The following is a 22,886-nucleotide window of genomic DNA, read 5'->3' as shown; positions in this document are numbered from 1 at the left end:
TTTCTGATTTCCAACTTAGTGAACAACTTCGTTGCTCGCTTCGTTTTTGTCAGCCGCTCCTGTTTCGGTGGCGGATTGGCAGTATGGCCAGTCCCAGACCGCGTGCAACTCCTTTCTGCTCTTTTTTCGAAGTTTTTTTCGTCCTTTGAGGTTTCCGACCCCGTTTTTGACCAAAATTGGGCAGTTTTGGTATCGGTTTTCTGAATTGACCCCTCAAAGTCTCATTCTAACCACAAAGTTTTCAAAAAGTCGCCTCTTCGCCTAACGAACATTGAATATCAGGCCTTCTGGCTGCGTGCCATCTTCCAGACCAGCCAGCCCACAAGGTTGACGACGGCCAGTGCGCCTAGCAACTGGGTCAGCGACTGGGCCAGGGAACCCTTCCCCAGTCCGCTGCCTACCAGGGAGAAGGCGATGTTCAGCGGCAGATAGCCCGTGGCGGTGCCGACGAGAAAGGTGGAGTGGGCAACCTCGGTGACGCCTAACAGGACATTGAGTACGAGCCCGGGGAGCATCATCTGGCGGACCCAGAAGACTTTCAGCCAGGAGGGTTTTTCCAGCATCTTCTTCAGCCAGGGCCAGCGCTCTGCCCGTGCCAGCACGGCGCGGCGGGCACCTGCACGGGTCATCAAAAAGGCGCCATAAGACCCGCAGACGGACCCGACCAGGGACAGGGCCATGCCTTCGACAAAGCCAAAGATGAGTCCGGCCATGGCGCAAAGGGGCAGGCGCGGAAGGCCGATCATCACCCCGCCTGCACAGGCAAGTATAAAGGAGGCGTGGGCGATCCAGCCCAGTTCATCCACAAAACCTTTCCACGCCTGGACGTTGGTGATCCAGGCTTTCAACGGAGTGAAATGCGCCAGCACCATGAACAGGCCGACGACGGCCACGAGAATGAAGACACGTTTGTTTTCATGTTTCATGGAGCGTCCTGTCTCCAATTCGAGCAGGGCGTCTTCTGCGGCCTTGTCTGCGGCTTCGCTGTTGCGGGGTGCCTGAGTTGTGGAGGCTGCTTCGTGTTCCGGTCCGTTCATTCGCGGCCAATCAGCGCCGGGTGAGAGGCTTCTCAACATCGAATGTGCATCTTTCTCTCAAGGCCGGAGCATCTGCTGCGTTTTAAAGGGACCGCCATGAACACGCCCACCTTTTCACGCCGCCAGTTTCTTCAGCGCAGCAGTCAGGCGCTGGCTTCAGGAATCCTCGCAGCCCCTGCCCTGCAAGCAGCGGCTGGCATGCCACGGTCTGAAACACTGGTGCATCAGCTCTACAGCAGCCTGAAGGAGCCTCAGCAAAAGTTGTTATGCTTTGGCTGGGATGACCCCCGCCGGCTGAAGGTGGACAACAACTGGCACATCACGCCACAAAAACTGCGGGATGTGCTGGATGCAGATCAGCAGGACCTGGTACGGCAGATCTTCGACGGCCTGCACAGTGAGGAATATAAAAAGGAAGTGTGGCGGCAGTTCGACCAGGATAACAAAAGTGACGGCGGATTTGCCAGCTCCTCCATCGCCCTTTTCGGCCAGCCGGGGAACGGGCAGTTTGAATTTGTGCTCACCGGCCGGCATTGCACACGCCGCTGCGATGGTGATAGCGAGGCGGGTACAGCCTTTGGCGGACCCATCTTTTATGGTCATGCGGCCAAGGGCTTTTATGAAAAGCCGGACCATGCCGGCAATGCCTACTGGTTTCAGGCAAAACGGGCGAATGAAGTCTTCCAGGCGCTGGACGGAAAACAACGGAAGCTGGCCCTGCTGAGCGACAGCCGGGATGAAACTGGCAGCAAGACGGTGAAGCTGACGGGCAAGAAGAAGGGGCTGGACGGTATCCCGATGACAGAACTGAGCGCCGATCAAAAAGGCCTGGTGAGGCAGGTCATTGGTGATTTGCTGGCCCCGTTCAGAAAAGAGGATGCGCAAGAATCCCTGAAATACATTGAGGCCGCCGGTTTTGACCATCTGCACATGGCGTATTATCAGAACCAGGATGTGGGCAAAGACGGCGTCTGGGACGTGTGGCAGATCGAAGGACCGTCCATGATCTGGTATTTCCGGGGTGATCCGCATGTCCACTGCTGGGCCCACATCAAAGAGAAAGTCTGACAAATCTCTGTTTACGCCCCTTGACAGGCGCGGGAGTTGCTAGCGAACGTACCGCCACGCAATGCCAACTCCCGTTTTGGAAGCGAACTATTACATCTCCAAAGGTCAAAAGACCGTTGGCCCCTGCTCCCTGGATGACCTCCATGGCTACATCGCCTATGGGTCCGTGAGGGACAGTGATCTTGTGCGCCGTGAAGGTGCCACGGATTGGACGCCGCTGCATCAGCTCGCGGAACTGCAACTCGACGGGGCAAACCCGGCGACCTCACGTAATATCACCACCCGCCGACGTACAGCGCGTTATCGAGACTATCAAAGGGTGCCGCAAAGCCAGCGGTCCGGCAGGGTCTTGAGCCGCTTGCTGCTGGGATTCCTGTTTTTTCCGCCGGCCCTCTGGAGAGGTGCTTCAGCGGTTTATCAAGGTCTGGTCTATTCCCCCCAAAAAGACGACAAGGGCTACCTCAAGCACTGGCCGCGATGGTGTGATCCGCTGGTCACAGCCATGCTTGTGATCAACAGCTTCATATGGGTGGGCCTGGTTTGGCTGGCCTGGCGTGAAACTGCACCCTTTATGCGTGAGGTTTTTTCAAGCCTGGCGGAAGGAATGGACGGCTTGATCAAATAACGCCAGGGCGCAAGCAGGTCCAGGAGGTATCTGCGGAGTGGCTGACCAGGACGTCTGGCGTATCGAAGCTCCCTCTGACTTTGATTTTTAATAAATCCGAACAATTTCATTGCCTTTATGTCTATGGAAAATATAGTTTCTGTGGTTTTGGCTTTCTTATGCCTGCGTTACCCTCCCATCTTTCACCCCGGTATGCTTCGAAAAGGCTGCTGATCGCGCTCGCATTTGGGGCATTGGCCCTGGCCAGCAGCCGTGCCCAGCAAAGCCCGAGTCTGGACGACACTGCGACCATCCGGGTCAATTTTCCCAGCTCGCCAGTCCAGGCGATCATTCCTTTTTATACCCAGATCACGGGAAAAAAGATCATCCTCGATTCCGCTCTGCAGGGGGAGCCGCTGCGCATCATCGCGCCTGAGCCACTTACTCGCCGGGAGGCGGTGGCTTTCATTGAGGCCACCCTGCTGTTGAACGGCTACGCCATCATCCCGGTGGATGACAAAACCGTGAAACTCATCCACCACAGCGGCGGTAAAAGCCCGACACCGGAAGGGCTGCGGGTCTATAATTCTATCCGCGACCTGCCGGACAATGAGGAGCTTTGCCACTTTGTGATGCCGCTGCAGCACATCTCTCCAGAGGAAGCTTCCAAGGCCTTCCAGCAGGTCATCAAGCTGCACAGCTACGGTGCCATCATGCCAATGAAGAATGCCGCAGCGCTGATCATCACGGAAAATAGCACTACCATCCGCAGCATTTACGAGATCGCCCAGGTGATTGATGTGCCGCCAGCTGAGATCGCCAATGAAATGATCAAGCTGGAGCGCAGCGATGCGGAAAGCATTGCGGAAATCATCAGTGAAATCTACGCAGAGGAGGAAAAGACCGAATCTGCCGCGACACAGTCCACCCCTGCCCCGCCGACCGTGGCCGCCAATGGCACACGCCTGCCCGTGGCGAATCCCATGGGCATCGCCAATACGGCCAATACGAATCCCAGTGTCGCCAGGGTAAAGGTGATTCCGCACCGCCGCACGAACAGCCTGCTGGTCATCGCCCGGCCGGTGGACATTACCTATATTCGCGGTCTGGTGGAAAAACTGGACCAGCAGGGCGGAGATGTGACCTTCCTGAAACGTAAGCTGGCCTATCTGGACGTGGGCGACTTCCTGCCCGTGGCCTACAACGCACTGGCCAAGGACACGGACATCCAGAACGAAGGCGCCGATTCCGCCTCAGGCAGCGGACGCCGCCGCAGCAGCAGCCGACGCCCCAGCCCCAGTTCCAACACGCCTTCGACGGATGCCCGCGACTCGGCCAATGAGAACAACAACAGCTTTGGCCAGAACTTCCAAGGCGGCTTCGGATTCAACGGTGGCGGCCAGAACGACCGAAGCCAGCGCAGCCTGCTGGATGACCCGGATGCCATTTCCGCGCCAGAATCCCTCATCGTCGGGAAAACGCTGCTGATTGCCGATCCGCAGTCCAACAGCCTAGTGGTCAGTGGATCGCCGGAGCACATTGCTGTGATTGACCAGCTCATTCAGGAAATGGATGTGCGGCCCCAGCAGGTGTACATCAGCACTATCATCGGCCAGCTCAACCTGGGCGGCGATTTCAACTACGGGTTCGATTTCCTGAACATGCTGGATGACTTCACACTGCGGCAGAAGGACGTCACCACCCCGGGTGGAACGACGGGCATCGCCGGGGCGCTGGACATTCCGTTTAACATGGAAAAATTTGGCACCGGCTCCATGAGCTTTTATGGCCAGCTTGGCTCCCTTAGCCGCTACATCAACCTGCTGGAAGGCAACCGGGACTTCAAGGTGCTCTCCACCCCCAGCCTTTACACCACCAACAATGGCAAGGCCGTCATCTCCAGCGGCCAGCGCATCGCCGTGCCCGTGAATGTCCTGTCCAATGCAGGCATCAACAACATCGCCGCCACCAGTTCCAGCATTGAATACCGGGATGTTGTACTGAAGCTGGAGGTCGTGCCGCTGATCAACAATGACAACGAAGTGACGCTGCGCATCGCCCAGGTGAATGACAACATCGTCGGGGAGCAGAACATCTCTGGAAACACGGTGCCCACCATTGGCACCCAAGAGCTGTTGACCACGGTGACCGTGCGCGACGGTGCCACCGTGGTGTTGGGCGGGCTCATCACCGAGCGGACCGGGACCACGGAACGCGGCGGCATCTTCCTGCGCCGGGTACCTGTTTTAAAACACCTCTTCGGCACCACGGAAAAAACGACTTCACGTGATGAACTGCTGATTTTCATCCAGCCGAAGATCATTAACTCCACGGCGCAGCTCGACAGCCCAAATCATCTGGAAGCCCAGCGCTCACGCATCATGGAGGAGACGATCCGTTTTGGCCTGCCGGTGAAAGACATCCCCAAAGCCCAGCCATATGGCAAATAAGTGGGCGCAGGGCATTCACACGGTTCCGAACGCGCATGGTAATCCGGGTGTTGACGGTTGCTGGCTGGACGGTATTCTTAAGCGTACAACTTTAAACACACCAAGTTATGAGATTCTTTTTCCTGCTTCTGGCCGGTGCAGTCTGGACTGCATCCCTCTCAGCCGCCCCGCGTGATTGGACAAATACGGAGGGCAAGACTGTCAGCGCCACTTTTGTGGAAGCCGTCGTGGATGCGGCAGGTGAAGTCACCGGGACCAAGGTGCGCCTGGCCAGCGGACAGATTTTTACTTTGGAACTCAACAAGCTGTCCGAGACCGATCGCGAATTCGTCGCCACCGCGCATCAGGAGAAACAGGAAGCCGAGAAAAAAGCCCGGCTGGCCAGCCGTCGTGCGAAGTGGACGGAAGACTGGGAAAAGGCCAAACAGGAATCTGAGCAGACAGGGTTGCCCATCCTTCTGCTGATGACAGGGTCCGACTGGTGTGGCTATTGCGTGAGGCTTAAGGACAATGTTTTTGAAGACAGAGCCTTCCAAAAATTTGCCAATGAAAATGTGGTGCTGATGAAGGCCGATTTCCCGCGCGCAGCCCAGTCCAAGTCCCTGAAAGAGCAGAATGCAAAATTGAAAACGGATTTTCCCTTTGGCGGATATCCCACGGTAAAGCTGGTCAAAGACGGGCGGGAGATCGCCACCTTTGGCGGTTACGGCGGAGACACGCCGGAGGAGTACATCGAAAAACTCTCTGCAAAGCTGCGCTGAGTCCGGCAGGGCCGGTCGCCTAGCGGCTTCCGAAGCAGTCAGTCACGCAACGAACGATTTCTTTTTGCATCCCGCCGCCGCTGCGTGTCATAAAGGACACTTACTGCATGGCCGCCGCACCTTCCCCACATCCCTGGCTAAGGCGGATTCTTTTTGTCCTGCTCATGGGGGCCATGGCCTGGGGGTATGTTTATCTGGCTGACCAGCACATCAGGCTGTCGGCGGACAGGGAGCTGAGCCTGGTGGAAAATCGCCATGTGGATCTGACACTGGCCACGCAGAAGGACCTGAGGCCCGAGTTCACCCGCAGTTTTTCTGAGCCGCTAAAAAAACTGGCGCCGCATCGTACCGATGGCCTGGTGCAGCCTTTATGGCCCTGGGTGGCGGCATGGATGCTGGATGAAAATGATCTTCCCGGCTCCTTTTTCAAGCTGGCCTGGTTCCGCGTCGGGCTGACTCTGGGCTGCCTGGTCATGATGGGCCTGGTCTGCGGACGTCATTTCCGCCTGCCATCCGCCCTGCTGGTGGTGGCGGTGACGGGCTTTCACGGGCTGCTGGGCACAGTGGCGGTATATTCGGGTGGCACATTGTTTCATCTGTTTTTCCTGCTGACCTGGCTGTCCTGCCTGTATGCGCTGCAGCGGAATTCCCTGTGGGTTTATGGCCTTATCGGCATCTTTGGCGCACTGGCCTACCTCTCCGTGCCGCGCATCCTGCCGTTGGTGGCAGTGTTTGTCATCGTCAGCACGCTGCGGGCGGTCTGGGGCTGGGTGGTCGCCCATTGGTGCCCGCATGAGGGCACCACGCTATGGGTGCGGCGTAACCATGTTTTTGGCCTGCTGCTGCTTGTGACAGGCGCAGGATTCATCGCAGGACCACGGCTTTCGCAGGCGCATCTCCAGTTTGGAGATCCTGCCTTCCACTACAGTGACCAAATCCGCTGGCTGGATGCCCGTGAAGAAGCACTGGCCTGGATCGAAGCCCACCCGGACAAAGCCAGCCTGGAAAGCGTTCCGGCGCTGGAAAGGCTCACGGCCCAAAATTATTTTCACAGCCACACCCCGCAGGAGATCCGGCAACGGCTGCTCGCCGGAATGGCCACACTCACAAGCAGGCTGCATGGGCGGGGGGGGGAGGTGGTCTCTATCCTGCTCGTATTGATGGCCGCGTTTACCCTGACCTGCCGCTTTGCCACGCCGAAGGCCTGCCATGCCTGGGAGCGCCTGCACCCGGAGACCGTGCCGACAGTGCTGTTTTTGATCCTGGCCACACTGGCCTATGGAGTCATCGCCGCCTGGGACATTGCGGTGCTGCCTGCCAATTACCTGCATGCCCTGACGGGCCCGCTGACGCTGAGCCTGCTGTGGGGCTGTGAGAGTGTTCTCCGGCGCGCGCAAAGGCGGGGTGCCAGCCGGCTGCTGGAGCGCGGTTACCAGACCGTGCTGTGGCTGCTGCTGGCGATGACCCTGCTACAATTTTGGTATTCCGCCTTTGTGACCGCCTGAAGCGTGGCTTGACTCTCCCCCTGCCAGGGTGAAGTCCTTTCTTCTCCGCCCCCCATGCCTGCCCGCAAGCCCACGTTCATCCTCTCCTTCGACTTCGATGGCACCCTGGTGCATCCTGAGAGCGATCCGGTTTTCCATCCCCGGCTGGGGCAGATGATCCAGCACCTGCGCAACCAGGGGGCCGCCTGGGTCATCAATACCGGCCGTAGCCTGCCGCAGACCCTGCAAGGGCTGGCCCAGTACGGCATCTTCATGGAGCCGGACTACATCATCGCCATGGAGTGTGACATTCACAAACCAGGCCTGTTCAGCAAATGGACGGACTTTGGCCCCTGGAACAAACAGGCCCGCAAAGCCCACACGCGCTTCGTCAAAGACCATCAGCCCTCTTTGAACACCATCCGTGAAATGGTGGAGACGCAGACGCAGGCGCAGTTTCTCATGGGCGAATACGGGGAGCTGGGCATCGTCGGAAGCACGGATGAGGAGATGGACGTCATCTGCTCCTTCATTGACACCCATGTGAAAAAATTCCCGGACATCGGCTACAACCGCAACGGCATCTACCTGCGCTTTGCCCACAGCGGCTACAGCAAAGGCACCGCGCTGAGCGAGCTGGCCCGGCTGCTGGGACTGAATGCCAGCCACTGCTTCGCCGCCGGGGACAATCTCAACGATCTCTCCATGCTGAACCCCCGCCACGCACGCATGATCGCCACCCCTGGCAACGGCCTGCCTGCGGTTAAAACCCATGTGCAAAACCATGGCGGATTCATTGCCAGCCGCACGGCCAGTGAAGGCATGATCGAGGCGCTCAGCCACTTCTTCGGCGGTGCACAGGCTTGATTGCCAGCTAACAAACGATCCGGCAAAGGATCCGTCACTCTCCCCTCCCCTTCAACTCCCCTTTCATGAATCCAACTGCCAACGTCCACATCGCCTCCAACATCCCCCTGCCCGCCCCACGTGATCTCGTGGCAGAACTGCCCCCTTCGGAGGTGCAGGCGGCGTTTGTGAACCAGGCACGCACAGAAATTCGCAACATTTTGTTCGGCGATGACAAACGTTTTCTCGTCATCGTGGGCCCCTGCTCCATCCACGACCCGGAAGCCGGGCTGGAATACGCCGCCAAGCTGGCCGCGCTCTCCCGCGAACTGAAAGACCGCCTGTGCATTGTCATGCGGGTGTATTTTGAAAAACCGCGCACGACCGTCGGCTGGAAGGGCCTCATCATGGATCCGGACCTGGACGGCACCTGCAACATCCCGGACGGCCTGCGGCTCGCCCGCCGCATCCTGCGGGATGTGTTAGAGCTGGGCATCGCCACCGCCACCGAGCTGCTGGACCCCATCACCCCGCAATACATCGCCGACCTCATTTGCTGGAGCGCCGTCGGTGCCCGCACCACGGAATCCCAGACGCACCGGCAGATGGCCTCCGGCCTGTCCATGCCGCTGGGTTTTAAAAACGGTACCTTTGGCCACATCACGCCGGCGGTGAATGCCATCAAGGCCGCCATCCAGTCCCAGACCTTTCTGGGCGTGAGCGAAGATGGAGTCGCCTCTGCGGTGACCACCAGCGGCAACCCGGACTGCCACATCATCCTGCGCGGCGGGGAGGACGGACCCAACTACGGAGCCGATGACGTCGCCGAAACCAAGGCTGCGCTGGAGGCTGCCAAACTGAAGCCTTCCATCATGATTGATGCCAGCCACGGCAACTGCGCCAAGGACCATCAAAAGATGCCGCAGGTCTTCCGCGAGATCGTACGCCAGCGCGCCGCCGGCGAGGAATCCATCATCGGAGCCATGCTGGAAAGCAACCTGGTGGGTGGGAACCAAAAATTCCCCCGGCCTCTGAATGAGCTGACCCGTGGCCAGTCCATCACCGATGCCTGCATGGACTGGGAGGCCACGGAGAAAGCGCTCAGGGAAGCGCATGCCTTGCTGGGGGTCTGATAGTGCTCAGGATCATTTGCCCGTCGGCTTCGCCGACTTGCCCAGAATAATCCGTGACGACGTGCGGATGTCCGCGCGCAGATGCTTCTGCATTTGCGCCAGGGCGTGGTCATTGGCCTGCTTGGTCTCGGAAGCCACGCAGTCACGCGGCACAATGAGCTCATAGTCCCGCATATAGGCATCGTTGGCCGTATAAAGAACACACAGGTTTCCTGCGAAGCCGGCCAGGATGAGGGTGGTGGCTTCAAGATACTTGAGCAGGATTTCCAGGGACGTGGAATAGAACCCAGAGTGCTTCGGCTTCAATACGAAGTAGTCCTCTTCATCTGGCAGGAGCTGCTGCACCACCGGGCCGCCTGGCACATCCGCCTCCAGGCAATGGGTGACGTGGGCTTTAAAATCCGACTGCCACCGGCCAAAATTGTCGTTCACATAGATGACCGGCACCCCTGCCTCGCGCGCCCTTTTCTTTAACGCCGCCATCTTCCGCGCTGAGGGCAGTGCATGCCTCAGCAGATGCTTTCCCCGGGGAAAGTCCATGGCATTGATGACGTCAATCAGCAGCAGCACCTGCGGAGACTTGTCAGGCGCGCTCCCGTGCAGGCTGGCATTGGCGGCTCGGGCCATGTTTCATGCTGTGGCTGGTGAATGATGTGCCTCCGTAGGTTTCACATCCGGCACCCGGCTGCGAGGCATCAAAAAGGTGAGCAGTAGCAGATAAAGTCCTTCCTCTCGCAAAATCGTTTTCATACCAAGCTATCGCGGATCAGCGCGAAGCCGGATGTATTGCACCTGCCGCTACAAAGTGACAGATTCGTCGCTTACTTGGCGCGGCCCTGCGCATCCCACCCGCCGCCGAGCGCCTTGAACACGGCGATCAGGTTCGTGGCGGTGCGTGTCTGGCTTTCAGCCAGGGCGACTTCTGCCTGCAGCTTCACCCGCTCAGAATCCAGCACTTCCAGGAAACCGGCTGCACCTTGATCAAACCGCTGGCGGGCCAGAGAGGCCGCCTTGGCGCTGCTTTCCACGGCATCGGCAAGGTGGTTGCGCCGGGTCTGTTCACGCCCGTAATCGGTGATGGCGTTTTCCACATCCTCCAGCGCCAGCAGCACGGTCTGCTGATAGGTGGCCAGCCTTGCCTCCGTCCGAGCCCCCGCAGCTTTCACCAGTTGCAGGCGTCGTGGAGTGTCCAGGAAGGCCCAGCTGATGTTAGGTCCAAAGCTGAAGCTGTCCGCCCCGTTTTCGCCCAGCCCGGTAAAGCTGCCCGCCGTCAGGCCGGCATTGCCATTGAGCGTGATACGGGGAAAAAGATCCGCCGTGGCCACGCCAATGCGCGCCGTCGCCGCCGCCAGCTGCCGCTCAGAAGCCCGGATGTCCGGTCGTCGGCGCAGCAGGGAGGCGGGATCCCCCAGCCGGATGGACGGCAGGCGGGAGGGCAGCGGAGCCAGTTTCAGCCGTCCGCGCAGGGCATCTGGGGTCTGTCCCGTCAGCACCGCCAGCCGATGGAAAGCCTTGTCCACCGCGCCTTCCAGCGGGGGCAGGGTCGCCAGAGTCGTGCTGAGCTGCGCCCGCGCCCGCGAGGTGTCCAGATCCGTTCCCCGCCCGCCTTCCAGCAGTTTGGTCGTCAGGTCCAATGTCGCACGCTGGTTCTCCGCATTGCGCCGGGCCACATCCAGCTGGTTTTGCAGCCCGCGCAGTTGCATATAAGTGAGCGCCGTCTCCGCAGTCACCGATACCAGCAGATCGTCGCGAACTGCTTCCGCCGCCGCCAGGTCTGCCGAAGCCGCCTCCACATTCCGCCGCACCCGGCCGAACAGATCCAGCTCCCAGGTCGCATCGAAACCCGTGTTATAAGTCTCCAGGTCCCGGGGCAAAATCGAAGGCAAGTTAAAGCCCGTGGCCCGTCTGTTCACGTAGCTCGACTCACTTGTCACCACCGGGCCGAAGTCAAACGTGGCAAAATTCCGCTCCGCCCGCGCCGCCTTGATATTGGCGACCGCCGCTTTCACATCCTGGTTGTTCGTGATCGTCTGCCCGATGAGGTCATTCAGCTTGGGATCCCCAAACCGCTGCCACCAGGCCTGTAGCGCCCCCTCATCCGGCGGAGCCGCCAGCGTGCCCGAGGCACTGGAGCGGAACCGCCCCTGCGTGGTCCCCTCCGGGGAGATAAAATTGGGCCCCACGGCACAGGAAGCGAGGAAGAGAACCGGAAGTAAGCAGAGACGGGGCATGGGCTAAGAATGCTGGGGGGAATTTCGGGACTTTGGCAGGAGTCATACGACTGCGAAGCTGCCGAATCACCACTAAAAAGGAGTCGCCCGCAGCAAGCTCAATAGGATTGTGCCCACCATGCCCCGAAATGGGGTGCTGCCAAGTGCCTGTCTTTCCCTTGTCTTTTTTGTCTCCTCCTCACTGCGGGCGGCCCGTACGGTCTCCATCCCTGGATGGGACCATCTCCCTTTAGGAGGACAGAACCTCAAAACCAGGTGCAGCAGCCCGGCGGCGAATGGCCATAACCTGCATGGTCGTTCCAATGACAAACAGCACAAACGCCACACCTACCGCCGCCTGAATTTCGGGTCCTTCGCGCTCCGCGACAAGGGGTGCACCCAAGGGCAGCCGGGTCGCGCCTTCGGTGATGGTCGGGATCCAGTGGAAGAAGAAGGTGGCAGAGTAGCTGACCGTTGCCACAATCCGGGTCTTCTGCGCTGGGCTGGCTGAATGTTCAGCGGCCCAGCCCAGCCACAGCACTGCGAGGGTGATGATGCCCAAAACGTGGGGTGCACCGAAACCGCCGTTTTCATAAATTCCGAACCCCGTCAGACAGGTCAGCACGGTCGTGATGACATAGAGCCTGCCTGTTTTGTTATTCGCGGTGATGGTGTGGTCACGGACCAGGGCCACGGCGCCGGCGAACAAGGCCACCAGGCCGATGAGGGTGTGGATGGCACCAAGTGAAGTGAGTCCAAACATAAATGATGTTTTTGGATAAGGTTATAGAATGTGGAACTTCGACGCCCGTTCAGTGCAGACCGCCGGTCACATAAAGGGTTTCACCGGTGATCCAGCCGGAGTCGGGCGAGGCGAGAAAGACCACCGCCGGAGCAATGTCATCTGGCTGGCCGATGCGCCCCAGCGGCGTGATGGCGGCAAAGGCCTGGAAGGGCTCCACCATGCCGGCAGAATGTGTGCCTTCGGTTTCGATCGGACCTGGATTGACAGAATTGATGCGGATTTTCCGGACACCGAGTTCTTTGGCAAAGGTGCGGGTCAGGCTGTCCACGGCGGCTTTGGTGGCATTGTAAGCTGCCGTACCTGCCGGGCAAAGCGTGCTGACCACGGAGCTAACATTGACAATGCTGCCCCCTGCCGGACCGAAATGTTTGACTGCTTCCTGCGTGGTGAGGATGAGGCCGAGCACATTCAGATTGAACTGCCGGTGGAAGTTCTCTTCCGTGATCTCCCCCAGCGGCTCACCCTCATAGATGCCGGCGTTGTTCACGAGGATGTCAATCGTTCCAAAAGCGGCCACCCCTTCAGCCAGCAAGCGCTCAATGTCGGCCTTTTTCGCCACATCTCCCTGGACCGCGACCGCCTTTCCGCCTGCGCTTTCGATGTCGGCCACGACCTTGCCGGCACCGCTTTTGCTGGAGGCATAGTTGACCACCACGGCAGCGCCTTCAGCCGCGAGGCGTCTGGCAATGGCGGCTCCAATGCCTTTGGAAGCTCCGGTGACGACAGCGACTTTTCCAGCGAGTTTTTTATCCATGTTTTTTGTTAGGTGACAGGCGTTTAAGATTGCAGGAAGGCGAGCAGGTCTTCGTTGAGCTGATCTTTGCTCGTGTCTCCCAGGCTGTGGGAGCCGCCGGGGTAGATCTTCAAAATGGCATTGGGCACGAGCTTCGATGAGATCATCGCGGACGCACCGATGGGGACGATCTGGTCGTCATCGCCATGCACGATGAGCGTGGGCACATCGAACTTCTTCAGGTCCTCGGTGAAGTCGGTCTCTGAAAAGGCCTTAATGCAATCATAGGTGTTCTTGGCCCCGGCCATCACGCCCTGCATCCAGAAGGAGTCAATCATGCCCTGGGAAACCTTGGCCCCAGGCCGGTTAAAGCCAAAGAAGGGGCCGCTGGCCAGGTCCTTGTAAAGCTGTGATCTGTCAGCCAGATGGGCTGCGCGCAGGCCGTCAAAAAACTCCAGTGGCAGGCCGCCCGGATTGGCCTCTGTCTTCACCATGACGGGCGGCACCGCGCCCACCAGCACCGCCTTGGCCACGCGGGCCGTGCCATGCCGGCCAATGTAACGGGTGACCTCGCCACCGCCGGTGGAGTGGCCGACGAGAGTGGCTTCCTTCACATCCAGCGTGTCCAGAAGCGCGGCCAGGTCATCCGCATAAGTGTCCATCTCGTTGCCATGCCAGGGCTGGCTGGAGCGGCCATGGCCACGGCGGTCATGGCCGATGCAGCGGTAGCCATGTGAGGCCAGAAAGAGCATCTGGGATTCCCAGGCATCCGAGCTCAAAGGCCAGCCATGACTGAAAACCACGACGGGGCCGGAACCCCAGTCTTTATAATAAATCTGCGTGCCGTCTGGAGTGGTGATGCTGCTCATGAGGATGAATTTTGGCTGTTTGAGATTCAGGCCGCAGGCTGCTGCGAAGACGGATCCGAATTGGGGCATGCCCCCGTTTTCCTTATTGCAGCGTCCTACCGTTATGAATGCAGCATGCGTGAAAGGCCCTTGGCCTGCAATTGACCAGGAGGCTGAAAATGGATTGATCCGGAGGGAGGATTCCGGCCTCCTCCTTTTGGAGGAGATTGTCCTGCCCAGGCGGCCCGGATCACAGCTTCACCAAACCGCGCTGGCTGGCAGCGGCAATGGCTTCGGTGCGGCTCAGCACGTTGAGCTTGGTGAAAATGCTGCGCAGGTGAGATTTCACCGTGGTCTCACTGATGAAGAGGCTGCCCCCGATTTCCTTGTTGCTGCGGCCGCGTGCCAGCAGGGTCAGGACATCCCGCTCGCGGGCCGTCAGCGGCACGGAGGAAAGGCCTGCCGCCAGCTTGGTCACGAGCTCCGGGGAGAGGGAGGTCTGCCCGGCATGCACCTTGCGGATGCAGGCCAGCAGTTCCTCACGCGGCGCGTCTTTCAGCAGATACCCGCGCGCGCCGGCCTTGATGGCCTTGGAGATGTCCGCATCGGCATCAAAGGTGGTCAGGATGATGATGCGTGCGCCGCTATCATGGGGGCGGATTTCCTCAATGGCACCCACGCCATCCAGCAGCGGCATGCGCAGGTCCAGCAGGGCCACATCCGGACGGTGTTTTCTCCACAGGTCCACGGCTTCACGCCCGTTCACCGCAGCGGCGACCACGTTCATGTCCGGCTGCCGTCCGATGATGGCCACCAGGCCTTCCAGGACCGTCACGTGATCATCCGCGACGAGGATGCGGATGCGATCCGGGGTGTCATCCGCCAGGCTTGGAGAAAGGGTGGCTTTCATGGCGAAGTGGATGGGAGTTTGCTCACAGGCAGAGAAATGCAGAGTACCGTTCCATGGCCGGGGCCGCTGTTCAAGGCCAGCTCTCCACCCATGGCCTCCACTCGCTCACGGATACCCAGCAGGCCGAAACCGTCACTCTTGGCCGCGAGGTCAAAACCGCAGCCGTCATCCCGCAGCTCCAAGGTGATGCGCTGCAGAGTGAATGCCAGCCGGATGCCGAACTCGCCCGCGTTGGCATGGCGGACCGCATTCGTCAGCGCCTCCTGGCTGATGCGCAGCAGGTTGTCCTCACACCCGGCCGGCAGCGGTGTGGGATTCCCCTCCAGGACAAAACTCACCCGCATGGGCGTGCCAAACGTCATCTTTGTGCCCTGGGCTTCGAGGGCCTCCGGCAGGCTGCGTTCCTCCAAGGCTTGCGGACGCAGCGCCTGGACGGATCTTCGCGCTTCTTTCAGGCTCTCGCGGGCCAGTTCGCGGGCGCGCTGGATGTGGTGATCCACGTTGTCATAAAGGCCCTTGGACTTGGCATCCTCTGCCGCCTCCAGTTGTACGATCACACCCGTAAAACCCTGTGCCAGGGTGTCATGGATGTCTCGTGCCATCCGGTTCCGCTCCGCCACCACGGCTGTTTCCCGGCTCTGTCTGGAGAGGCGCATCCAGTAAACTGCCAGCATGACGTGGTGGGTCAGCGCCCGCGTGAGCTCCACTTCCTCCCGCCGGAAGGTGCGCCGCTGCTGGAAGCGGATGCTTACCAGCCCGGTCACCTTCCCCGCCAAAAGCAGCGGCACGCACAGCGTGGTGATGATGCCCAGCTCCGCCAGGCGCTTGATGGTCGCTTCCACCTGCGGATCAGAAATTTGGTCCCCATACCAGTGATGGCCATCCGTGTTCTGCCCGTCCTCCAGCCGCACCCTGGGCGGGTCTGCGTCCAGCATGCCCACGACGCAATGTTTTCCATCGCGAAAAAAGGCTGTCCAGACGGGATGCTCACGGGGTTCCTGGGCTGGCCTGGATCGCGGCTGCTCAAGTTTAGTCGGCAACTGGATCTGCGAGTCCTCAAAGTTAGCCACCAACTCTACTTGCCCAAGGGCAGGATTCATCTCCCAGACGCTGACACTGTGCGCCTCCATTTCCTCTGTGAGGGTGCCCAGCACATGTGCCAGAAACTGATCTGGCTCGGATTCCTGTGACAGCGCATCCAGCGTTTTTTTCAACGCATTGAGCTGTCCGCGGGCCAGATGCTCGGAAGCTCGCAGGGCTTCGTCCGCCAATTTCCTGGCGGTGATGTCCATAAAGTTGCCGATCCATTCCACCAGTTGTCCTTCCTCGTTACGCATCGCCGCACCGTCCACCTGGATGTGCTTGATTCCCGAGGGCAGCCGCAGCCGGCATTCAAAGCGGTAGTCCGTCTCGCTCCTCGAAAGCATCTGGAAAAAAAGCTCAACATCCTCAGGATGAATCAGGTCGCGCGTCATCTCTCCGGTGGGCGTCAAAGACCGGTCCACCTCGCAGATGCGGTAAGTCTCATCTGACCAGACCATCTCCTGGGTGCGGACATTCCAGCAGAAGCTGCCCGTGGAGCTCAGGCTCTGCGCCCTGGCCAGGTAGGCCTCGCTCCGCTTTAATTTTTCCTGCTCCTGACTGCGCTCAATGGCCACCGCCGCCAGGTGGCTCATCTGGCCGATCATCCGCTCCTGCTGAGCACTGGGCAAGGAGGGAACGAGGGAATATAGAGCAAAAGTTCCCAGTACCTTCCCGCCGGATGAAAACACCGGCGTGGTCCAGCAGGCGCGCAATCCATGCTTCACCGCCAGCTCCCGGAAAAAGACACTGGGCTCATTCACCAGCACATCCGCGATGATGACCGGTTTCATCAGCGAAGCCGCCCGTGCGCAGGGTCCTGCTTCATAAGAATCCAGCAGTCCCTTTAACTGGCCTGTATAGCTCGCAGGCAGGCTGGGCGCGGCACCATGCTTCAGCCTGTCCCCCCGTTCATCCATCAGAAGGATGGAGCAATACACCCCTTTGGATATTTCCTCCACGACGCGGCAAAGCGCCTCCATGAGTACCGGCACCGGCTCCCAGCGTGAGATCATTTCCAGGATGCGCTTCTCCCCGGCCAGCAGGGCTTCCGCTTCTTTCCGGTCCTGGATGTCTGTGTTCGTTCCATACCACTTGATGAGCTTTCCCTGGTCATCATACAGCGGCACCGCCCGGAAAAGAAACCAGCGGTCCACCCCGTCCGCACCGCGCAACCGGGCCTCTGTTTCACCCGGTGCGCCGGAAGCCAGCACCGCTTTCCAATATTCCAGCAGGCCAGCCAGATCCTCTGGCGGGATGGCCGCCTGCCAGCCCCATCCACAAGCCTCCGCCAACGTCATTCCGGTATAGTCCCGCCAGCGCTGGTTCAGGAAATCAATTCGCCCGTCCGGCAGGGCGCTCCACACCAGTCCTGGGATCGTATCAATGGCCAGCCGAAACGGCCCTTCCAGCGCACCTGCCATTTCCGGCGACGGCTCGGCCTTCGATTCGTCATCTCCCAGGTGCGCATCGGATTTCACTCGTTCTACCCAATCCCAACTCCAGGCCAGGATCAATGGCGATTATGCGGCTCCTTTCACTGGGCTCCAACCATGGCCTGTCTCGTGCTTCATGACGGCATTGCCGCTTGAATCTCCCGGCACCCCCTTCAACCATGCCAGACATGCGCAAAACCAAGATCCTTTGCACCCTCGGGCCGGCCACTGAGTCTGCCGAAGTCATCACCACCCTCATGGAAAAGGGTGCGGACATTTTCCGCCTGAACATGAGCCATGCTTCCCACGACTGGGTGCGCATGGTCTATGCCCGCATCCGCGAGGCCGCCGCCAAGGGCTCCAAGGAGATCGCGGTGCTGATGGACCTCACTGGCCCCAGCATCCGCACGGGCGATGTGGAGCAGCCCTGGCAGCTCCAGGTGGGTGACTGGGTGGAGTTTCGTTGCAAACCGGAAGTGGCCGCCACCGTGCCGCTTTCCGTCACGGTCAATTATCCCGAACTGGGCAAGGACCTGAAGGTGGGCGACATCATCATGGTGGATGGCGGCATGATCCAGATCAAGGCCACCGAGATTACTGAAAAGCGCGTCATCGGCACCGTCCTGACCAAGGGCGAGATGAAGTCCCGCCGTCACATCAACCTCCCCGGCGTCCCTGTGCGCCTGCCGCCGCTCACCCAAAAAGACTATGCCGACCTGGACCTCGGCTGCGAGCTGGGTGCGGATTACTTTGCCCTCAGCTTTGCCCGCGAGCCCGCCCACATCCAGCATCTTCAGCTGCTCCTGGAGCAAAAGGGCAGCAAGGCGCGCGTCATTGCGAAGATCGAAAACCAGCAGGCGCTTCAAAATCTCGATACCCTCGTGGAGGCCAGCGGCGGCATCATGGTGGCGCGTGGAGATCTCGGCAGCGAGTGCCCCATCGAGGACCTGCCGCTCATCCAACGCCAGATCGTCGAGCGCTGCTCCTACCACGGCCGCAAGGTGATCGTCGCCACCCAGATGCTGGAAAGCATGATCGAAAACCCCGTGCCGACCCGCGCCGAGGTGACGGATATTTTTAATGCCGTCATTGAGCAGGTGGACTGTGTGATGCTCAGCGGAGAAACCAGCGTGGGCCGTTATCCGGACAAATGCGTGGAGGTGCTGGACACTGTCATCCGCCGCATTGAGCAAAAGTATCCCTCCGGCCGCTTCGCCAGTGATGCGCCCCTGAAGACAAACAAGCACAAGACCGTGAAAGCGGCCATCCTGCTGGCCAACAGCATCCCCGGCTCCAAGCTGCTGGTCTTTACCCTGCGCGGCATCATGGCCCACCTGCTGGCACATCAGCGCCCGGAATTCGCCTCCATTTACGCCTTCACGCCGCATCTCCACGTCAGCCGCACTCTGGTCAGTGCGCGCGGTGTGCAGCCCTTTGTGCTGCCTTTTGAAGAAGGCACTCCGGACAAGGCCATCCGCGATGCCATGGACATGCTCCGCAAGCATGGTCACATCAAGACCGGCGATCCCCTGGTCATCCTCAGCGATGCGCTTTACGATGGCATCAATGTGGATGCCATCCTGCTGCGCGATGCCTGACCCTGCGCGTCTGACAGCACACCAAAAGACGCCTTGTCATCACCGCAGCACCAGTTTGCGGGAGATGGCCTGCGTTTGAATGGAGACCGCCCACCGGCGCGTTTGTTTCCATTCACCCACTATGAGCACCAGCCGCCGCCAGTTTCTCCGCACCACTTCCCTCCTCACTGCCGCGACTGCCCTGCCTGCCTGGCAAAACGTGGCCGCCGCACCGGACGTCCCGCACGCCCTGGCAGGCCGCCTTTATAAGACGCTGAAGATTGGCATGGTGAAAGTGGACGGCAGCCTGACGGACAAGTTCAAGGCCGCCAAACAGGCCGGTTTCATGGGCATCGAGCTCAATGCTCCGCCCATGGATGTGGAGGAAACGAAAAAGGCCATTGCGGAATCCGGCCTGCCTGTGGACGGCACCGTCTGCGGCAGCCATTGGAAAATCCGCCATACCAGCGCTGATGCCGCCACCCGTGCCCAGGCCCTGGCCGATCTCAAAACAGCTCTTCGCGATACTCATGCCGTCGGTGGTCACAGCGTGCTGCTTGTCGTCGGCAAAGGTGAGGACGGCCCCGAAAATGAAATCTGGCCGCGCTCGGTGGAAAACATTGCCAAGGCGGTGCCGCTGGCGGCGGAGCTGGGCGTGTCCATTGTCATCGAGAACGTCTGGAACCAGTTCCTCTACAATCACGACGGCGGCGCGGATCAGACAGCGGACAAGTTTGTGAAATACGTGGACGAGTTCAACTCCCCCTGGGTGGGCATGCAGTTCGACATCGGCAACCACTGGAAATACGGCAGCATGGGCGACTGGATCCGCCAGCTGGGCAAGCGTGTGATCAAGCTGGACGTCAAAGGTTTCTCCCGCGCCGAAAGCAAGTTCACCCCGATCGGCGAAGGTGACATTGATTATGCCGATGTGCGCAAGGCCCTCCTGGAGATCAACTATCATGGCTGGCTTGCTGCGGAAGTGGCCGGCGGTGACCTTGCTTATTTGACGGGCGTCTCCCAGCAGATGGATGCGGCCTTTGGCCTCTGAAAGCTTCTTCACGTCCGGGTGTATTATTCCTGTGCGCCTCCTCTCTGTCATTCTCCTGACTGGCTTGCCGCTCTGCATCAGTGTGGCGGCAAGAGCGGCAACGGATGAGGTCATGCCCACCCCGTGGTCCTTTCAGCCCCTGCAGAAGACGGAGCCTCCGCCGGTAAAAAACACCGCCTGGCCGCGCAACCGCATTGACCATTACATCCTGGGGCGGATGGAAAGCGCGGGGCTGAAACCCGCAGCTCCAGCGGATGCACGCACGCTGCTGCGACGCCTGGCTTATGACCTTACCGGTCTGCCTCCAGCCCAAGCGGGTCTTGAGGCTGGAAACGGAATACCCACCGAGGACATACCGGCCGCCATCACCCGCCTGCTCGCCTCTGCTCATTACGGGGAACGCTGGGCCCGGCACTGGCTGGACCTGGCCCGCTACACGGACCGTGTGCCCACCTGGCTGACGACCACCAAGTCGTCCTATCTTTATCGCGACTGGGTGGTGAAAGCCTTCAATGAGGACATGCCGTATGACCGCTTCATCCTGCGTCAGCTTGCCACTGACTACCTGCCGGAATACGGGCCCCAGGAGCTGCCTGCCCTCGGTTTCCTGGGCCTGAGCCCTTCTTACTTCAAAGAGCTGCAACTGCCGCCGGACATCATCAAGACCACTGTCGCCGATGAATGGGAGGAGCATGTGGATGCCGTCAGCCGCACGTTTTTAGGCCTCACCGTGGCCTGCGCACGCTGCCATGACCACAAGTCTGACCCCATCTCCGCTGAGGATTATTACGCCCTCGCGGGTGTGTTTGCGAGCGTGAAGAAGACGGAGCGGCCGACTATGGACGAGGAGCTATGGGCACCCGTGGCCGTGGCCAGGGAAAAGGTGGCCGCGCTGGAAAAGGAGATCACGGACCTCAAGAAAAAGAAACAGAAGGACCTGGCGGCACAGATTGCCGAACGGCAAAAGGAGATCACGGCCATTCAGGGGCGCACTCCACACTATAACGTCCCCATGGCCAATGCCGTCGAAGAAGCCGCCTTATATGTGGTGGAAGCGGACAACAAAAAAGGCACGAAGCTGGATTACAAAACCGGCATGGCCCGGGATCTTGAACTGCACAAACGGGGCAATCCGAACGATGTCGGCCAGGTGGTGCCACGGCGCTTTCTTTCCGCCTTCCCTTCCAAAACGGGCAGCCCGCGCCTTTTCACCCAAGGCAGCGGCAGGCTGGAGCTGGCGCAGGCATTGATCGAAGACGCCGCTCCCCTGACAGCGCGGGTCATCGTCAACCGGGTTTGGAAACACCATTTTGGCCGTGGCCTGGTGGACACCCCGAGCGAGTTTGGCAATCTCGGTGAAGCTCCTTCGCACCCTGAGCTTCTGGATGATCTCTCCGCGCGTTTCATCGAGCGCGGATGGTCGTTTAAATGGCTGCATCGCGAGATCCTCAGCTCGGCCACCTGGCAGCAGTCATCCCTTGCCCCAGAAAGCGAGCAGCGCGATCCGGAGAACAAATTCTTTAGCCGCATGCCCCGCCGCCGGCTCGACTGGGAATCCTGGCGGGATGCGATACTGAGCGCCTCGGGCCGGCTGGATCTCAGCCTCGGCGGCCCGGCGCTGGACATCAGCGCCCCAGACAATGGCCGCCGCTCCCTATACGGCGCTTCCGACCGTCAGGACATGCACCCGATGCTGCGCATCCACGACGTACCTGATCCCGGCTCCCACAGCCCGTGGCGCGTGGAGACCATCACGCCGCTGCAAGGCCTATTTGCTTTAAACTCACCCTTCATGCTGGAGCAGGCGGATGTGCTTGGCGGTGTGCTGCTCAACAGCAATGCCGCTAACCTGGAAGCCCGCATTGGCCAGGTTTATACACGACTTTATCAGCGCAGCCCGAACCGCCTCGAAAAGGCTGCTGCCCTGCGTTTTTTCCAAGGTCGCGAAACCGACCCTGCCGTCTGGTCCCAGTATGCCCAGGCACTTCTGGCGGGAAATGAGATGCAGTTTGTGGACTGAAGACCTGCCCTCATGAGTGTTCTCGACCAGTTCCGACTCCACCAACGGCGGGCGCTCATCACGGGTGGCACGCGCGGGCTTGGACTGGCCATGGCGCGGGCGCTGGCCGAAGCCGGTGCGGAGGTCATCATCTGCGGCAGTGACGCTGCACGGCTGGAAGCAGCCGTGGCCGAGTTGCGCGCGGAGGGACTGAGCGCCGAGGGGCTGCAAGCGGACCTTTCCACCCCCGAGGAGGCGGAGAGCTTTTGCGCAGAAGCCTTGCGGCGCTTCCCGGTGATCGACATCCTGGTGAACAATGTCGGTGGCCGCCGCATCAATACGCCAACGGAGGATCTGCCTCTGGCTGACTGGCAGCGGCTGCTGGACCTCAATTTAAACCAGGCCTTTGTCTGCACTAAGCAGCTCGGCGGGGCCATGCTGCCACGCGGCTGGGGGCGCGTCATCAACATCACCTCCATCCATGCCTTCTGGCCGGGCAAAGCCATGCGCGGCCGGTCTTACGAAACCGCCAAGGCAGCTCTCACCATGTTCAGCAAGGCGCTGGCCGCCGACTGGGCGGCGCAGGGGGTGACAGTCAACTGCATTGCCCCGGGCCCGTTCATGACGGAGGCCAACGAGCGCTGGGTGAGCAAGCGCCCTGAGTTTGAACAGGAGATTGCCTCGGCCATCCCCATGGGCCGATGGGGCCGGCCTGATGAGATCGGCGGTCTGGCCGTCTATCTGGCCAGTGATGCCAGCCGTTTCATGACCGGCAGCGTCCTGGTCCTCGATGGCGGCAAGCTGCTTTGGTGACCGCTTCCGCTCTAGATCTTATTCATCATATCGCATCGCTT

At 60.2% G+C, this 22,886-nt stretch carries 20 protein-coding genes; 12 read left to right on the top strand and 8 right to left on the bottom strand.

The window, feature by feature from the left end; genetic code table 11:
* Positions 1–204 (top strand): hypothetical protein (locus tag WJU23_RS14505; RefSeq protein ID WP_346333307.1); only part of this gene is annotated, 204 nt, incomplete at its 5' end.
* Positions 205–278: 74 nt separating this feature from the next.
* Here the strand turns inward: WJU23_RS14505 and WJU23_RS14500 are convergent.
* A complete protein-coding gene (locus WJU23_RS14500) occupies positions 279–1,037 on the bottom strand; it encodes a VTT domain-containing protein (RefSeq protein WP_346333306.1) in 759 nt (252 codons plus the stop codon).
* Positions 1,038–1,133: 96 nt separating this feature from the next.
* On the opposite strand from WJU23_RS14500, the gene WJU23_RS14495 reads away from it, so the two are divergent.
* From WJU23_RS14495 to WJU23_RS14465, 7 genes are all read left to right on the top strand, one after another.
* Positions 1,134–2,105, top strand: coding sequence for a DUF3500 domain-containing protein (locus tag WJU23_RS14495; RefSeq protein WP_346333305.1), 972 nt, complete (start codon positions 1,134–1,136; stop codon positions 2,103–2,105).
* A 61-nt stretch (positions 2,106–2,166) separates the two neighbouring features.
* Positions 2,167–2,730 carry a DUF4339 domain-containing protein gene (locus WJU23_RS14490; protein WP_346333304.1) on the top strand — a complete coding sequence of 188 codons (564 nt, stop codon included), beginning with the start codon at positions 2,167–2,169 and terminating at the stop codon, positions 2,728–2,730.
* Between the two features lie 158 nt (positions 2,731–2,888).
* Positions 2,889–5,159, top strand: coding sequence for a secretin N-terminal domain-containing protein (locus tag WJU23_RS14485; RefSeq protein WP_346333303.1), 2,271 nt, complete (start codon positions 2,889–2,891; stop codon positions 5,157–5,159).
* Positions 5,160–5,266: 107 nt separating this feature from the next.
* Entirely contained in the window at positions 5,267–5,920 is a 654-nt protein-coding gene (locus WJU23_RS14480; RefSeq protein ID WP_346333302.1) for a thioredoxin family protein, read from the top strand.
* Positions 5,921–6,027: 107 nt separating this feature from the next.
* Entirely contained in the window at positions 6,028–7,425 is a 1,398-nt protein-coding gene (locus tag WJU23_RS14475; protein WP_346333301.1) for a hypothetical protein, read from the top strand.
* 54 nt (positions 7,426–7,479) lie between these two features.
* On the top strand, positions 7,480–8,271 hold the full coding sequence (locus WJU23_RS14470; protein ID WP_346333300.1) for an HAD-IIB family hydrolase: 792 nt from the start codon (positions 7,480–7,482) through the stop codon (positions 8,269–8,271).
* Positions 8,272–8,336: 65 nt separating this feature from the next.
* Positions 8,337–9,383, top strand: a complete 1,047-nt coding sequence (locus WJU23_RS14465; RefSeq protein ID WP_346333299.1) for a 3-deoxy-7-phosphoheptulonate synthase — start codon at positions 8,337–8,339, stop codon at positions 9,381–9,383.
* A 12-nt stretch (positions 9,384–9,395) separates the two neighbouring features.
* On the opposite strand, the gene WJU23_RS14460 is transcribed toward WJU23_RS14465, so the two are convergent.
* The 7 genes from WJU23_RS14460 to WJU23_RS14430 all read right to left on the bottom strand — a co-directional run bounded on the left by WJU23_RS14460 (position 9,396) and on the right by WJU23_RS14430 (position 17,450).
* A complete protein-coding gene (locus WJU23_RS14460; RefSeq protein WP_346333298.1) occupies positions 9,396–10,010 on the bottom strand; it encodes an isochorismatase family cysteine hydrolase in 615 nt (204 codons plus the stop codon).
* Positions 10,011–10,204: 194 nt separating this feature from the next.
* Entirely contained in the window at positions 10,205–11,614 is a 1,410-nt protein-coding gene (locus tag WJU23_RS14455; protein ID WP_346333297.1) for an efflux transporter outer membrane subunit, read from the bottom strand.
* 229 nt (positions 11,615–11,843) lie between these two features.
* On the bottom strand, positions 11,844–12,356 hold the full coding sequence (locus tag WJU23_RS14450; RefSeq protein ID WP_346333296.1) for a hypothetical protein: 513 nt from the start codon (positions 12,354–12,356) through the stop codon (positions 11,844–11,846).
* Positions 12,357–12,405: 49 nt separating this feature from the next.
* A complete protein-coding gene (locus tag WJU23_RS14445; RefSeq protein ID WP_346333295.1) occupies positions 12,406–13,152 on the bottom strand; it encodes a glucose 1-dehydrogenase in 747 nt (248 codons plus the stop codon).
* 23 nt (positions 13,153–13,175) lie between these two features.
* Positions 13,176–14,000, bottom strand: a complete 825-nt coding sequence (locus WJU23_RS14440) for an alpha/beta hydrolase (RefSeq protein ID WP_346333316.1) — start codon at positions 13,998–14,000, stop codon at positions 13,176–13,178.
* Between the two features lie 229 nt (positions 14,001–14,229).
* The gene (locus WJU23_RS14435) at positions 14,230–14,889 is read right to left on the bottom strand and encodes a response regulator transcription factor (RefSeq protein WP_346333294.1); all 660 of its coding nucleotides are present in this window, start codon (positions 14,887–14,889) and stop codon (positions 14,230–14,232) included.
* A complete protein-coding gene (locus WJU23_RS14430) occupies positions 14,886–17,450 on the bottom strand; it encodes a GAF domain-containing protein (protein WP_346333293.1) in 2,565 nt (854 codons plus the stop codon). The genes WJU23_RS14435 and WJU23_RS14430 overlap by 4 nt, the downstream gene beginning before the upstream one ends.
* A gap of 134 nt (positions 17,451–17,584) precedes the next feature.
* Between WJU23_RS14430 and pyk the strand changes: the two genes are divergently transcribed.
* The 4 genes from pyk to WJU23_RS14410 all read left to right on the top strand — a co-directional run bounded on the left by pyk (position 17,585) and on the right by WJU23_RS14410 (position 22,845).
* On the top strand, positions 17,585–19,003 hold the full coding sequence (gene pyk, locus WJU23_RS14425; protein ID WP_346333292.1) for a pyruvate kinase: 1,419 nt from the start codon (positions 17,585–17,587) through the stop codon (positions 19,001–19,003).
* A gap of 121 nt (positions 19,004–19,124) precedes the next feature.
* Complete coding sequence (locus WJU23_RS14420) at positions 19,125–20,033, top strand: sugar phosphate isomerase/epimerase family protein (protein ID WP_346333291.1); 909 nt, start codon at positions 19,125–19,127, stop codon at positions 20,031–20,033.
* Between the two features lie 31 nt (positions 20,034–20,064).
* On the top strand, positions 20,065–22,053 hold the full coding sequence (locus WJU23_RS14415) for a DUF1549 and DUF1553 domain-containing protein (protein ID WP_346333290.1): 1,989 nt from the start codon (positions 20,065–20,067) through the stop codon (positions 22,051–22,053).
* A 12-nt stretch (positions 22,054–22,065) separates the two neighbouring features.
* Positions 22,066–22,845 carry an SDR family oxidoreductase gene (locus WJU23_RS14410; protein ID WP_346333289.1) on the top strand — a complete coding sequence of 260 codons (780 nt, stop codon included), beginning with the start codon at positions 22,066–22,068 and terminating at the stop codon, positions 22,843–22,845.
* Positions 22,846–22,886 lie beyond the last annotated feature (41 nt).

Source organism: Prosthecobacter sp. SYSU 5D2, assembly GCF_039655865.1.
Classification (GTDB): domain Bacteria; phylum Verrucomicrobiota; class Verrucomicrobiia; order Verrucomicrobiales; family Verrucomicrobiaceae; genus Prosthecobacter.
Note: the sequence above shows the minus strand (reverse complement) of the source record. Positions and strands in the feature narration are given on the sequence as shown.